The 13,357-nt window shown below is 72.5% G+C and carries 16 protein-coding genes and 1 pseudogene; 9 read left to right on the top strand and 8 right to left on the bottom strand.

Annotated elements, in window-relative coordinates; genetic code table 11:
• Positions 1-63: 63 nt before the first annotated feature.
• Entirely contained in the window at positions 64-510 is a 447-nt protein-coding gene (locus AMK19_RS06170; RefSeq protein WP_241844270.1) for a MarR family winged helix-turn-helix transcriptional regulator, read from the bottom strand.
• Between the two features lie 210 nt (positions 511-720).
• Here AMK19_RS06170 and AMK19_RS06165 point away from each other — a divergent pair, with 210 nt between their 5' ends.
• Positions 721-1,812, top strand: coding sequence for an alpha/beta hydrolase family protein (locus AMK19_RS06165; protein ID WP_241844269.1), 1,092 nt, complete (start codon positions 721-723; stop codon positions 1,810-1,812).
• Positions 1,813-1,907: 95 nt separating this feature from the next.
• Here AMK19_RS06165 and AMK19_RS06160 read toward each other — a convergent pair whose 3' ends face one another.
• Entirely contained in the window at positions 1,908-2,411 is a 504-nt protein-coding gene (locus AMK19_RS06160) for a GNAT family N-acetyltransferase (RefSeq protein ID WP_073808762.1), read from the bottom strand.
• A 221-nt stretch (positions 2,412-2,632) separates the two neighbouring features.
• Here AMK19_RS06160 and AMK19_RS36920 point away from each other — a divergent pair.
• From AMK19_RS36920 to AMK19_RS06135, 5 genes and pseudogenes are all read left to right on the top strand, one after another.
• Positions 2,633-2,770, top strand: a pseudogene (locus tag AMK19_RS36920) (IS5/IS1182 family transposase); the annotation flags it as partial.
• A 50-nt stretch (positions 2,771-2,820) separates the two neighbouring features.
• On the top strand, positions 2,821-3,078 hold the full coding sequence (locus AMK19_RS06150; RefSeq protein ID WP_073808761.1) for a DUF6221 family protein: 258 nt from the start codon (positions 2,821-2,823) through the stop codon (positions 3,076-3,078).
• Positions 3,079-3,180: 102 nt separating this feature from the next.
• Entirely contained in the window at positions 3,181-3,357 is a 177-nt protein-coding gene (locus AMK19_RS06145) for an e9imm peptide (protein ID WP_338015771.1), read from the top strand.
• Between the two features lie 194 nt (positions 3,358-3,551).
• Positions 3,552-4,079, top strand: coding sequence for an HAD domain-containing protein (locus AMK19_RS06140; protein ID WP_073808759.1), 528 nt, complete (start codon positions 3,552-3,554; stop codon positions 4,077-4,079).
• 94 nt (positions 4,080-4,173) lie between these two features.
• The gene (locus AMK19_RS06135) at positions 4,174-5,244 is read left to right on the top strand and encodes a questin oxidase family protein (protein ID WP_073808758.1); all 1,071 of its coding nucleotides are present in this window, start codon (positions 4,174-4,176) and stop codon (positions 5,242-5,244) included.
• 68 nt (positions 5,245-5,312) lie between these two features.
• Here the strand turns inward: AMK19_RS06135 and AMK19_RS06130 are convergent, their stop codons facing one another.
• On the bottom strand, positions 5,313-5,594 hold the full coding sequence (locus tag AMK19_RS06130; protein WP_073808757.1) for a hypothetical protein: 282 nt from the start codon (positions 5,592-5,594) through the stop codon (positions 5,313-5,315).
• Positions 5,595-5,770: 176 nt separating this feature from the next.
• On the bottom strand, positions 5,771-6,121 hold the full coding sequence (locus tag AMK19_RS06125) for a hypothetical protein (RefSeq protein WP_073808755.1): 351 nt from the start codon (positions 6,119-6,121) through the stop codon (positions 5,771-5,773).
• On the opposite strand from AMK19_RS06125, the gene AMK19_RS06120 reads away from it, so the two are divergent.
• Positions 6,090-6,845: a hypothetical protein gene (locus AMK19_RS06120; RefSeq protein ID WP_158071872.1), complete on the top strand. Its 756-nt coding sequence runs from the start codon at positions 6,090-6,092 to the stop codon at positions 6,843-6,845. The two genes, AMK19_RS06125 and AMK19_RS06120, sit on opposite strands and share 32 nt — an antisense overlap.
• Here the strand turns inward: AMK19_RS06120 and AMK19_RS06115 are convergent.
• A complete protein-coding gene (locus tag AMK19_RS06115) occupies positions 6,835-8,301 on the bottom strand; it encodes a carboxyl transferase domain-containing protein (protein ID WP_073808752.1) in 1,467 nt (488 codons plus the stop codon). The genes AMK19_RS06120 and AMK19_RS06115 overlap by 11 nt on opposite strands.
• A gap of 280 nt (positions 8,302-8,581) precedes the next feature.
• Here AMK19_RS06115 and AMK19_RS06110 point away from each other — a divergent pair, with 280 nt between their 5' ends.
• Both AMK19_RS06110 and AMK19_RS06105 read left to right on the top strand, forming a co-directional pair.
• The gene (locus AMK19_RS06110) at positions 8,582-9,019 is read left to right on the top strand and encodes an RrF2 family transcriptional regulator (RefSeq protein ID WP_073808751.1); all 438 of its coding nucleotides are present in this window, start codon (positions 8,582-8,584) and stop codon (positions 9,017-9,019) included.
• A gap of 181 nt (positions 9,020-9,200) precedes the next feature.
• Complete coding sequence (locus tag AMK19_RS06105) at positions 9,201-10,379, top strand: globin domain-containing protein (protein ID WP_073808749.1); 1,179 nt, start codon at positions 9,201-9,203, stop codon at positions 10,377-10,379.
• A gap of 115 nt (positions 10,380-10,494) precedes the next feature.
• Here the strand turns inward: AMK19_RS06105 and AMK19_RS06100 are convergent, their stop codons facing one another.
• From AMK19_RS06100 to AMK19_RS06090, 3 genes are read right to left on the bottom strand one after another with little or no spacing between them, the layout of a single operon-like run.
• Positions 10,495-11,457, bottom strand: coding sequence for an alpha-ketoacid dehydrogenase subunit beta (locus AMK19_RS06100; protein ID WP_143200069.1), 963 nt, complete (start codon positions 11,455-11,457; stop codon positions 10,495-10,497).
• The gene (locus AMK19_RS06095) at positions 11,454-12,437 is read right to left on the bottom strand and encodes a thiamine pyrophosphate-dependent dehydrogenase E1 component subunit alpha (RefSeq protein WP_241844268.1); all 984 of its coding nucleotides are present in this window, start codon (positions 12,435-12,437) and stop codon (positions 11,454-11,456) included. Before AMK19_RS06095 ends, AMK19_RS06100 begins: the two co-directional genes overlap by 4 nt.
• Positions 12,434-13,351: a phytanoyl-CoA dioxygenase family protein gene (locus tag AMK19_RS06090; RefSeq protein WP_073808748.1), complete on the bottom strand. Its 918-nt coding sequence runs from the start codon at positions 13,349-13,351 to the stop codon at positions 12,434-12,436. Before AMK19_RS06090 ends, AMK19_RS06095 begins: the two co-directional genes overlap by 4 nt.
• Positions 13,352-13,357 lie beyond the last annotated feature (6 nt).

Genomic DNA, 13,357 nt, shown 5'->3' with positions numbered 1-13,357 from the left:
TGCCGGGTTCGGCGACCGGGCGAGGGTGTCCGGGAGCGGGTGCCGGCGGTACGGCGGCGGCTGTCAGTCGAGGTCGTCGGCGGCCGCGCGGAGGGCGGCAGTGGCGCGGGCCAGGAAGTCGCGGAGCTGGTCGCGCTCGGCGGGGGTGAACTCGGCCTGCAGGGCCTCTTCGATGAAGCTGGCCCGGTCGTCGGCGAGTTCCAGCGCGGCACGGCCGGTGTCGGTGAGGCGGGCCTCCAGGACGTTGCGGTGCCAGCGGTGCGGGGCGCGTTCCACCAGGCCGCGGTCGGTCAGGTGGCGGAGTTGGACGGCCATCGCCTGCGGGGTGACGTGACAGGCCCGGGCAAGTGCGGCGCCGCTGATGCCCGCGTTCTCGGCCAGCACGAACAGGGCCGCGTACTGAGGCACCGTCAGCCCGGCGGGCTCGACGGCAGCGCGCTTGGCGGCCAGCAGTTCCTGGTCGGCGAGGTGCAGATCGAAACCGAGGCGGTCGCTGGCAGGCATTCCCATGTGTCGATGCTACAAGGGCTGCTTATTGTTCAGGCATTGACAGACATCAATTGATTGATGATGATCGTCGTGTTGAGAGCGCGGGGGAGTGGGGAGTGGGCCGCTGTTCTGCTGTGCCGCTGTCGTCCCGGAGCGATCCCGTGCCGTGGTGTTGATTTGTCGATCTGTTGGCCTGGCTGGCCGGCGCCCATTCCGGAGGACCGCACACCGATGACCGACCACCTCCCCTTCCTCTCCGCCCCCGGCATGGCCGCCGGCTTCACCGCGGAGACCCGCCCGAGGGCCCACGGCGCGGGTATCGACCTTTACGAGTACGACCGCGTCACCGCCTCGCTGGAGTCCCTGCTCCAGTGGCCCGACGCGTGCCGGGCGGCCGCGATTCGGCACCGTGCCGCCGCCGAACAGGCCGCCGCGCGCGGCCGTATCCGGACCGCCGGCGAACGCCACCGCCTGGCCGCCCGCTGGTTCCACCTCGCCGCCCTGATCCCCGACCCCGACCGGGCGCGGGCCGAGGACAACGAGCGGGAGTCGGACCGTTCGATGGAACAGGCGCTGGCCCTGCTCGAACCACGCGCCCGCCGCCTGTCCGGCGACGGCTTCACCGGCTGGCTGCGCACCCCGACGGGCGTGAATGCGGAGGGTAAGCGCTTTCCCGTTGCGGTGGTGATTCCGGGCATGGACTCCGCCAAGGAGGAGTTCCACGCCCTCGCGGACACGCTGCTCGCTCGCGGCCTCGCCGTGCTGGCGATCGACGGGCCCGGCCAGGGCGTGTTTGCCACCACGTCGGCGCTGAATGCGGCGGACCACCGGCGGGCCGTCTCCCAAGCCCTCGACGCGCTAGAGGAGACCGCCGGCACGTGGGAGGTCGACCTTGACCTCGGGCGGATCGCGGTGGTCGGCCTCAGCATGGGCGGCTACCTCGCCGCGGCGGTGGCCGCCCATGACTCGCGCATCCGGGCAGCCGCTCTGATCAGCGGCCCGTACCGCCTGGAGTGGGACGCGTTCGTCCCGTTCGTCACCGCCACCCTCACCCAGCGCTGCGGCAGCCCGACCGCCGCCCGCGCGTTCGCCGACAGCGTGGACCTGGCCGCACTCGCCCCGCGACTCCACTGCCCGTTGCTGCTGGTCGAGGGCGGCGAGGACCGGATCCCGGGCGTCACCAACGCGGAAGCCCTCGCCGCCGACCTCCCCCACGCCGAGGTCCTGCACGTTCCCCACGGCAACCACCTGCTCGGCAACGCCCAGTCGGACTGGCTCCCGGACACCGCCGACTGGCTGGCCGACGCCCTCCTGACGGCCTGACGGCCTGACGGCCTGTGCGCGGAGACCGCCGAAGTCACCCGATCGGGACTCCCGTTCGATCGGCAGCCTTCGGGATCGGTACGGGCAGCAACCCCTTACGTGCCGGGATGGTCCGGCAGGGCGAGCCAGTCCGACCAGGAGATCTCGCGGCCGAGGAAGCGCGGCTGCTCGAACGGCCAGTCGACGGCGATCCACTGCGGCACCAGCGCGTCGAGGGCCTGCTCGACGTTGCTGCCCACCAGCTCGTCCACCACCCACCAGGAGATCTCGCCGTCCGCGCCGGCCCTCTCCGGTGGATCGATGTAGACGCAGCCGAGCAGAGCTGTCTCCGCCGCGTCGAACAGTGCGTAGTTGAAGGACTGATGTGCGGCGATCTCCTTCTCGTGCCGCAACAGGTCGGCCTGGTCGGCCTCGTAGGTCATGGTGGCCGCAGGCCAGCCCCAGGCCGGGCCGAAGATGGTCCACAGCCGCTCGCGCGAACCCATCACAGCCGGATAGTCGAGCGGGGTGTCCGCCTCCCGGATCGGCCGCAGGTGATGGCCGCCGCCCGGTAGCGGTACCAGGACGGGGTGGACGAAGTCCTCGGGAAGCCAGCTCATGGCGCCCGACCGTAGCAGCGCGCGGCCGTCCGCTCTCCTGGATTTTCCCCCGTATACCGCCAAGCCCTGCTCTCATTCCGGGCAGGGCCCGCGACCACCCGATCGAGACTCCCGGTCGATCGACAGACTCCGTCCCGCTGCGTGGTCGATGACGGCTGGTCGCTGCGGCGGGCCACCGAGCAGGAGAAGGTGTCTGCCTTCAGCACGGTCATGGTGGCAACAAGGACCGCAACGCGGCCGAGGGGTGCAGCAACCGCCTGAAGCAGTGGCGGGGCCCGGCCATGCGAACCGACAAGCCGGCCATCGTCCACCAGGCGGTACTCCGCCTCGCGGCCGTCCTCATCCGGGCACGCGGATGACCAGAAGAAGAGGTCGGACATCAGGCGGTCCGGCGCACGAGGATGGGCACATGGACGATCTGCTGAGGTTCCTCCGGGCACGCACCATGGAGGACAATCACGCCTATGCCTACGTAGCGCAGGTTCTCGGCGGCGAGGCCCTCCTTGGCAGCCACCTGCCCATGCTGGACCTGATCGACCTGCTGGCACGAGACCACGCGACGATGGACCGGTCAGATCCCCGTGCAGCTGGCCTTGCTTATGCCCTTCGCGTCCTCGCACAGTCCTACGCCGAACACCCTGACTACCGCGAGGATTGGCGTCCCTGAGCTGCGTCAAGAGACAGAATCTGTAGGTTCCCGTTCGCTTGGTAGGGGGTGGCTGTGGTGGTGATGGCTCGGGAGGCTGCCGTGTCGATGGTGCAGAGGATCATGGACGCGGACCGTGTCAACGATGCTGAGATCGACCGGCTGTTGACGGCGTTGGGCGCCGGCCTCGGCTGCCCGAGCGGTTACGTCAGCGACTTGATCTTCTGGCCGAAGGGACCGTCGCCGACAGCCGCCGAGGTGGTCGATCAGGCCCTGGAGTACCGGCCGTTCGCGCTGTGAGCGCGCATCGTGGTTGGTCGATCCGCGGGCCGGGGACGGGAGGGCGAAGGCCCGCTACGCGTCGTGGGGTTACCGGCAGATCGGTTCCCAACAGCCGTTCCCGGACTCGCCCGTCTTCGCCGCGATGGTGAGGGGCCCGCTGAGGGTGCAGTGAGAGGTGCGGGGCGGCGTCCGGCTCGGGCATCATCGGCCCCATGGAGTCCCCGCTGCCCCTGCTCTACCTCGACGTCGACGGCCCGTTGATCCCGTTCGGCGGCGACCCGGCCCGCTACCGTTCCCACCTGACGGCGCGGCGCATCCGCGAGCTGACCGGCGAGTCCAACCCCCTGTTGTCGCGGGTCGACCCCGCGCTCGGTCCTCAACTCGTCGCGCTGTCCTGCCGGTTGATCTGGGCCACCACCTGGTTCGACGACGCGAACGCCTGCCTCGCGCCGCTGCTCGGCCTGCCGCCGCTGCCCGTCCTGGCCGTCCTACCCGATGAGCCCGACCTGCCGAACGGCGCTGCGCCGGCCGGTGTGCACTGGAAGGCGCCCGCCCTGGTCGCGCACGCGGCCGGGACGCCGTTCGCCTGGGTCGACGACGAGATCGGCGAGGCCGACCGCGAGTGGGTCGCCCACCACCACCCCGGCCCCGCGCTGCTCCACCGGGTCGATCCCGAAGTCGGCCTGGGCACGGGCGACTTCGCCACCCTCTCCGCCTGGCTGGGCAACCCCGGCCGATAGCGGACGGGCCGGAGGGCCTGGGACGATGTGGGGAGTCCGGCCTACGCCTCCAGCCCGTTCCGCCCGCCCTGTGGCTGCGCCTACCGTCGGCGGCATGGATGCGACAGGAACGCTGGACGAGGCGCTCGAACGACTGCACCGCTGCGGGCCCGAGCGGCTCGGGCGGCTCACCAACCATGCGCCGATGGCCGTCGAGGCCCTGGCCGCCCGCGGGCGGTCACAGTCGGTGCACCGGTGGCTCGACCTGTACGCCGCCAAGCTGGAGGACTTCCCGGCCGGCGTCGAACGGATCACGGCCGCCAACTGGCGTGCGGCGATGGGGGATTCGGGGAGGTCGGCGGACTGGATCGGGTTCTTCGAGCGCGAGGTCGCGGAACGTCCCTGGCGGGAGGTGCTCGCCGAGTGGTGGCCGCGGCTGCTGCCGGGGATCTGCGGCGGCTCGACCCACCCGGTGATTCGAGTGGGGCACGCGGTGCGCACCCTCCTGTCGGACGCGGACGCGGACGCGGACGCGGACGCGGGTGCGGGTGCGGGTGCGGGTGCGGGTGCGGGTGCGGTCACCGAACCCCGGCTCGCCGAACTCGCCCACGGCCTGGGCTACTGGGCCGCCCGCCACCGTCCCGTCACGGTGCCGGTCTCGCTGTCCGGTGCCGAGAGCGCGTCCGCCACGCTCGCACTGGTGCCGCGCATCACCGTCCAGGACGGCGGCTTCCCGGCCCGGATCGGCCACGTCGAGGCGCTGCCGCGATGGGCCGCCGCCACGCGCGAGCCCGCCGAGGCACACCGTCAACTCGCGGAGCTGGTACGGGCGGCAACCCACCGGTACGCCACCCACGGCCACGGTGAGGAGACGATGCTCGTGCACGCGGCCACCGCGCCCAACGCCGTGCTGCGCACTCTGCCCGCACTCCCGCAGGCCCTGTGGGCGTCGAGCCTGCACGCCGCCTGGACGGCCGCCGCGGCGGTCACCGCGATGTACGCGCCGGCCACGGCCGTGCCGCCCGTGCCGCTCGGCGGTCTCAGCGCCGAGGAGGTCTTCGACCGGGCCCTGGCGCACGGTGACGAGCACGTCATCAAGCTGGCGGACACGGCGCTGGACGTGGGCGACGAACCGGCGCTGGCAGCAGCTGTACGGGCGATGGAGCTGACCCCGCCGGCCCGCTGAGCGGCGGGCGCGGAGCGGGAGGCCGGAGCCTGTCGGCCTCCCGCTCCGGTGCGCCGTGGTGTGCGGGCTCAGAAGACGAAGTAGCTCGAACCGACGGCCGTGGCGATCCTCCCGGGGTTCACCTCCGCCGTCACCGGGCCCTGGCAGTTGGCCGCGGCGTGCAGCAGCACCACCGAGTTGGTGAAGTTCTGGACGGTGATCGGCGACGTGGCGTTGTAGCAGCCGCGCGCGGGGTCCTGGTGGGGCACCCCGTTCACCACCAGGAGGCCGGTGGCCGCCTGGGCGGGGACGGAGATGGCGAGGACGCCGGCGACGGCCAGCAGGCCGACCCCGATGAGACGACGACGCATGACTGTTCTCCCTTCCGAGGGCGCCCGGCTGGGAACGGGCACCTCTTCGGACGGGGGATTCCCGTTGCGGCCCGCCCGCCACGGGACACCGCGGCCAATCCCTCGAATCGGCGAGCGCGCAGAGGACGGGAGGTGGTGACTGGCGGCCCGGACTCCCCGAGGGGCAGGCACCCGATTCATGAAGCCTTGCCGGTGCAACTGGTGATGTTGATGCTGAAGGTCTGGTTGGTGCCGTTGCAGGTGAGGACGGTGACCACGCCCTCTCCGGCGGCCGTGAGGTTGCCGGGTTCGACCTGGTCGAGGGTGATGATCGCCGAGGTCGGGGTCGGTGTGCCGCTGGCGCAGTTGTAGTAGCCGGTCCGGGTGATGGTGCCGTTGCCCGGGAAGGTCGCGGACGGGTCGAGGTGCACGTAGATGCCACCGGTGACGGTGTCGGCGGTGTCGACGGCCGTCACGGGGCCGTCGGTCAGGGCGGCGACCACGGTGATCTCCTGGGTGCCGCTCGTGCCCAGCTGGGCGGCGGTCACGGTCTGCGTCTTGTTCACGTTGCTGGCCCCGCACAGGACGGCGACCGGTCTGCTGGCGGCCGTCCGCGAGCGCCGGGGCCGGATCGACGAGGCGATCGCGCTGCTCCGGGCCCGGGAGAGTGCCGACGGCCACGTCTGCGACCTGCTGGCCGACCTGCTGGCGCGGCACGGCCGGATCGACGACCTGCGTGCGCGCGCGACCGTCGACCCCGCCGGGCCCGCCGGGTGGCGTCTCGCCCGGCTGCTGGAGGAGTTCGGGGACGAGGCGGGCGCTGCCGCCGTGTACCGCGCGGCGAGTGAACTGCCGTGCGGCGGGCGGGGTATGGCACTCGGGCGCGCCCGGCTCCTGGCCCGGTGCGGGCGGGGCGAGGAGGCGATGGTGGTGGTGGTGCGTGCGTGCGCCGAGTCAACCGACGGGGCGGAATGCTGCATTGTCTCGACGCTGTGCACGCTGTACGCCGACCATGGCCGGCCGCACGAAGGTCTGGCGTTCCTCGATGGTTTGATAGTTCGTCAGATGTGGTCGGATGATGAAGAGTTGCTGCAACTGAGGCTCCCGCTCATGGTCGCCGCCGGGCAGCTGGACGAGGCGATCGAACTGGTGCGGGACCGTCACCCGGACGGCGACCGGCCGTTCCTCGTCGAGGCGATCGCCAAGCTGATCGCCAAGCTGCTCGCCGAAAGGCCCGACCTGTACCGGCTGTTCAAGCCGTTCAAGCCGTGAGCGGGCCGCCGAGGCGGCGGTTGCGGGTGTGGCGGGCGGAAAGACGGTCGGCGGTGGGGAGTTGGGCGAGTTCGGCGAGGGTGCGGGTGATCGCGGTGGCGAGGTGGTCGCGCAGGTGGGCGGGGTCGTCGGTCTCGGGGACGACCTGGTCGACCAGGCCGGTGGCGGCGAGGGCGGCGGCGGTGATGCCCTGGGCGCGGGCGAGTTGAGGAGCGTGCTCGCCGTCGCGGTGGACGATGGCGGAGGCGCCCTCGGGCGGCAGCGGGGCGAGCCAGGCGTGCTGGGCGGCGATGACCCGGTCGGCGGGCAGCAGGGCGAGCGCGCCGCCGCCGCTGCCCTGGCCGAGCAGGACGGCGAGGACGGGCGTGCGCAGGCCGACCAGGGTGGTCAGGCAGTGGGCGATCTCCAGTGCCACGCCGTCGAGTTCGGCCTCCACGGAGAGTTCGGCGCCGACCGTGTCGACCACGGTGAGCAGCGGCATGCCCAACTCCTCGGCCAGTTCGGCTTGTCGGCGCACCGCCCGCAAGTCCGCTGCTGTGAACGGAAGTTCGGGGAGGTCGGGGCCGGAGCGCTGCTGGGCGACCACCATCACCGGGCGACCGCCGATCAGGGCGAGGGCCCGGACGAGCGCGCTGTCGCCGTCCAGGGGGAGGAACAACTCGGCGGTGTGGTCGAGGAGCTGGAGCGCGGAGAGGCGGTCGGGGCGGCGGCTGCGGAGCACCGATTCCCAGGCGTCACCGGCGGGCAGAGGTGCTTCGGGGGCGGCAGGCGACGGCGAACTGGCTTGGGGCGGACGGGCGGTGAGGACGGCGAGGGCGCGGGACAGGAACGCGTGCAGGCGGTCCGGCGGGACGATGGCGTCCAGGCGGCCGTTGGCGGCGAGAGTCTCGGCGCGCTGGACGGTGGGCGGCAGGGGTTCGCCGCGCAGTTCCTCGTAGACGCGCGGGCCGAGGAAGCCCAGGCGGGCGTTCGGTTCGGCGAGGACCAGATGGCCGAGGGTGCCCCAGGATGCGAACACGCCGCCCATGGTCGGGTTGCGCAGGTAGGACAGGTACGGCAGGCCGGCGGCGCGGTGGGCGTGGATCGCGGCGGTGACCCGGACCATGCACAGGAACGCGGCGGAGCCCTCCTGCATGCGGGTACCCCCGGAGACCGGCAGCGCGAGCAGCGGGAGGCGCTCGGCGGTGGCGCGCTCCACGGCGCGGGTGATCCGTTCCGCCGTGGCGACGCCGATCGAGCCGCCCAGGAAGCCGAACTCGCAGGCGATCAGCGCCAGCGGCCGGCCGTCCAGCAGGGCTCGGCCGGTCAGTACCGCCTCGTCCAGCCCGGTGCGGGCCCGGGCCCGGGCCAGCGCGTCCCGGTAGTCGGGGTCGGCCGGCTCGGCGGTGATCGGCTCGTCCCAGGAGGTGAAGCTGCCGGGATCGACCAGCAGATCGAGGAGCTGACGTGCCGTCACCGGGGGTCTCCGTCGCGGGGGGAGTGGGAACAGGGGGAGCGCTTCGAGCAGGATCGAGCAGGAAGTGCCGAGCCTACGGGCGGGCGCGGGCCGTCGGCGGGTGCGGCGCACAGGGGTGACGGGGATCACCGGCGGCGGGCCGGGTACCGCGAACGGGGAGGTCGGTGGAGGCGGCGGGGGCGGGAGCGGGGGCGGGGCGGGATGGGAGGGCGGGGAACGTGACGCACCAGACACGAGGTGAATTGGTATCTCAGATGCGGAATTCACTAGAGTCATCGCCGTGAGGCTGACCAAGAGCACCGACATCGCACTGCGCATCGCCATGCGCCTGGCGGTGCTGGACGAGGACCAGACCCCGACCACCCGCGAGGTGGCCGAGGCGGTCGACGTGCCCTACAACCATGCGGCGAAGGTGGTCAGTCGTCTCCAGCACCTGGGCGTGGTCGAGGCCCGGCGCGGGCGCGGCGGAGGGCTTGCCCTCACGGCCGCCGGCCGTACCGGATCGCTCGGCCGGATCGTTCGGGAGCTGGAGGGTGCCGGGGACGTGGTCGGCTGCGAGGACCAGCCGCCGTGTCCGCTGCGGCACTCCTGCCGATTGCGCGGGGTACTGCGCCAGGCGCAGGAGGCGTTCTTCGCGACGCTCGATCCGCTGACCGTGGACGACCTGGTCGGTCCGCCGACCGGCCCGGTCCTGCTCGGACTGCCCGTGCGCGGGTAGCGGCGGCGGGGTTGTTCGGGGCGGTCGACCGAACATGTTCGGAAAGCGCTTTCCCGTTGCCGAAAGCGGTCGGTAGCAGCTCAACAGCAGTCTCCAGTGCTCACTGGCAGTCATTAGCGGTCACCAGTAGGTATTCCCACACCTTAAAATACGCATCTCAGATGCGAGTTTGGAGCTTCGGATGCTCTCCGAGAAGTCCGCGCAGACCGTGCGTGCCACCCTCCCCGTGGTGGGGGCGGCCATCGAGCAGATCACCGGCTCGTTCTACCACCGGCTCTTCGCCGCCCACCCCGAGCTGCTGCGCGACCTGTTCAACCGGGGCAACCAGGCCGACGGCAGCCAGAAGTCGGCGCTGGCCGGCTCGATAGCCGCCTTCGCGACCGTCCTGGTGAACAACCCCGACGAGCGCCCCGACGCCATGCTCGCCCGCATCGCCCACAAGCACGTCTCCCTCGGCGTCACCGGCCCGCAGTACCAGGTGGTCCACGACCACCTGTTCGCCGCCATCGTCGAGGTGCTCGGCGAGGCCGTCACCCCCGAGGTCGCCGAGGCCTGGGAAGAGGTCTACTGGCTGATGGCCAACGCGCTGATCGCCATCGAGCAGCGCCTGTACGAGCAGAGCGGCACCCGCGGCGAGCGCCGCCCCTACACGGTGGTGTCCCGCACCGCCGAGACCGCCGACGTCGCGACCTTCCTGCTGCGCCCGGCCGACGGCGGCCCCGTCCCGGCCCACAAGCCCGGCCAGTACGTCTCCGTGCAGGTCGAACTCGCGGACGGCGCCAAGCAGATCCGTCAGTACAGCCTGTCCGGGCAGCCCGAGGGCGGCCTGCAGATCACGGTCAAGCGCGTCGCCGGCGACCCGGCCGGCGAGGTCTCCAACCACCTGCACCAGCACGTCGACGAGGGCGCCACCCTGCTGGTCAGCCACCCGTTCGGCGACGTGCAGCTGGCCGACGAGGACCGCCCGGTCGTGCTGGCCTCCGCCGGCATCGGCTGCACCCCGATCATCGGCATGCTTCACCACCTCGCCGAGACCGGCGCCGCCCGCCGGGTGATCGCCGTCCACGGCGACCAGCAGGAGTCCACCCACGCCTTCCGCGAGGACTTCGCCGGCCTGGTCGAGAAGCTCCCCAACGCCGAGGCGCACGTCTGGTACGAGCACCCCGAGGGCGAGTGCCCCACCGACCGCACCGGCCGCGTCGACCTGACCGGCCTGGACGTGCCCGCCGACGCCGTCGCCTACCTCTGCGGCCCGCTGCCGTTCATGCGCGCCGTGCGCACCCAGCTGCTGGAGGCCGGCATCCCCGCCGCCGACATCCACTACGAGGTGTTCGGCCCCGACATGTGGCTCGGCAAGTAAGAAAGCGACATCAACAGTCCTGCTGTGCAGGGCAGTTGAGAGGTGGCCTCGCCGACGGCCGCACCCACCCCGGGTGCGGCCGTCGGCGAGGCCGCCCCCGCGCGCCGGGGCGGGCTCACTTCAGGACGGCGCGAATCGCCTCCCGCAGCTGGTCGACCCCCGGCTGCAACGCCCGGTCCAGGCCGAGCGCGAACGGCAGCACCGCGCCGTCCGGGCGCGTCACCCGGCGCGGCGGGGCGAGCAGCCGGCCGTCCTCGGCGGCGACCGCCAGCACCTCGGCGGCGAACCCGGCGAAGCGGTTGGAGTCGTCCACCACCACCAGCCGCCCGGTGCGCTCCAGCGAAGCCAGCAGCGCCGCCCGGTCCAGCGGGTACAGGGTGCGCGGATCGAGCACCTCCACCGACGCCTCACCCGCCAACTCCTCGGCCACCGCCAGCGCTTGATGGACGAGATGGCCGACCGCGACCACCGTGACGTCCGTGCCCGCCCGGTGCGTCCGGGCCACGCCGAGGGGTACCGGCCCCAGCGGCGCCGTCACGTCCTCCCGGACGCCCAGCGCACCCGCCGGGGCGAACAGCACGACCGGGTCGTCGTCCGCGATCGCCGAACTCAGCAGCCCGTACGCGTCGGTAGGCGTCGCCGGTACCAGCGTCTTGATGCCGACGTGCGCGAACAGGCCGTACGGCTGGTCCGAATGCTGCCCGGCCCAGCCACTGCGGGACCCCGAACCGGGCACCACCACGGTCAGCGGCACCCGCGCCTGGCCGCCCGTCATCAGAGAGAACTTGTGCGCCTGGTTGGCGAGTTGCTCGAACACCAGGAACAGCAGCGACGGGATCTGCAACTCGATCACCGGACGCATCCCGGACAGCGCCGCGCCGACGCCCGCCGAGGTGAACGCCTGCTCCGACAGCGGGGTGTCCACCACCCGCTCCGCGCCGAACCGCTGCTGCAGGCCCAGCGTCAGCCCGGCCAGGCCCGCGCCCACGTCCTCGCCGAACACGCACACCGCCGGGTCGGCCGCCAACGCGTCCGCCAGCGCCCGGTTCATCGCCTTCGCGTACGACAACAGGGTCACAGCGCCGCCCCCGACCGGGGCCGGAGCCCGCTCGCATACAGGTGATCGCCGGCCGTCAACGGATCCGGCTCCGCCGAGGCGAGCGCGAACTCGGCCGATTCGAGAAGAAGTTGGCCGACCTCGGCGTCGATGGCGGCGACCGTGGCCGACGGCAGGGCCGCAGCGGCGGAGGCCAGCGGGTCGCGGGCCCGCCACGCCGCCACCTCCTGCGCGGTGCGGTAGGCGAGACGGAAGCGGCGCTCCATGGTGTGGTGCGCCTCGAACCGGTACGTCAGACACTCCAGGAACCCCGGGCCGCCGCCCGCCCGCGCCCGCTCCACCATCCGCCCGGCCGCCGCCCGGACCGCCTCCACGTCCATGCCGTCCACCGTCTCCGCCGGAATGCCGAACGCCTCCGCCCGGCCGCACGCCGAACCGCCCACCGCCGCACCGGCCGGCAGCGTCGTCGCGTAGCCGTTGTTCTCGCACACGAACAGCACCGGGGCCCGCCAGATCGACGCCAGGTTCAACGCCTCCAGCAGCACCCCCTGGTTGAGCGCGCCGTCACCGAAGAACGAGGCCACCACCCGGGGCCGGCCCTGCCGCTGCGCCGCCCAGGCCGCGCCGACCGCGATCGGCGCGCCCGCGCCGACGATGCCGTTCGCGCCGAGGATGCCCAGCGAGAAGTCCGCCGCGTGCATCGAACCGCCCCGGCCCCGGTTCAACCCGTCGACGCGGCCGGCGAGTTCGGCCAGTAGCCGACCCGGATCGGCACCCTTGGCGAGGACGTGGCCGTGGCCCCGGTGGGTGGACGTCAACCCGTCGTCCGGCGCGAGCGCCGCGCACACGCCGACCGCCACCGCCTCCTGGCCGATGTACGGATGGGTGCCGCCGACGATCAGCCCCGAGCGCACCCACTCCAGCGCCAGCTCCTCGAACGAGCGGATCAGCCGCATCGCCCGGTAGCGCCCGGCCGGGTCCGCCAAATGCGGCAGGCTCACCGGCCCGACCGCCACAGCACCGGGCAGAACTGCGGGTCCGCGTAGTCCGGTTGGCCCTCTGCCGTGCGCCGCACCACCGCGTCGTGGTTGTACACCACCGGCGAACCGTCCGGCTTGAGGAACGAGCGGTAGCGGTTCGACCCGTCCTGAAGGTGCAGCGAGACCGCGCGGCGTGGCTGCGGGGAGCGGTTCGGGCCGGAGCCGTGATAAGTGCGACAGTGGTGGAAGGAGACGTGCCCGCGCGGGATCTCCACCGGCACCGTGCGCACCTCGGAGCCGTTGAACTCGGCATTCTCGGCGAGGAGTTGGTCGAGCTCGGCGCGGTCGCGGGAGGCAAAGTGCCGGGTCGAGTCGTCGCCGCCCGGGCGCTCCTCCCAGCGGTGGCTGCCGTCCACCATGGTGATGGTGCCCATCTCCTCCGTGCAGTCGTGGAACGGCAGGAACGCCGTCAGCATCCGCTGCGAGGTGGACGTCTGCCAATAGTGCTTGTCGAAGTGCCACGGCACCACATTGCTCGGCTCGCCCGGCACCGGCGGCTTGTAGATCAGCGTCGCCTGGAACACCCGGATCTCCTCGGCCTGCGCCAGCCGCGCCGCGACCGCGCCCAACAGCGGCTTGCGCAGGATGCGGCCGATCTCCGCGTGCTCGAAGTGCACGTAGTCGTTGTGCCGCTGCACCGGGCCGTCGGCCGGCGTCCAGGACGCCAAGTGCGGCGGACGGACGGGAAGTTCGCGGTCGCGTTCACCCGCATAGTAGCGCTCGGTCGCCGCTTGCAGCGCGTCCAGCTCCTGGTCGCTGAACAGCCGGCGCGACAGGTACCAGCCGCGCTCCGCGTACTGCAGCACCTCCTCGGCGGTCGGCAGCAGCGCCGACTCCTCCTCCGTCAGCCCGAACGCGTCGATGGGGGTGGTCACTTGAGG

The organism is Kitasatospora sp. CB01950 (assembly GCF_001905465.1).
Taxonomy (GTDB): Bacteria; Actinomycetota; Actinomycetes; order Streptomycetales; family Streptomycetaceae; genus Kitasatospora.
This window is presented reverse-complemented; position numbering and strand designations above follow the sequence as displayed.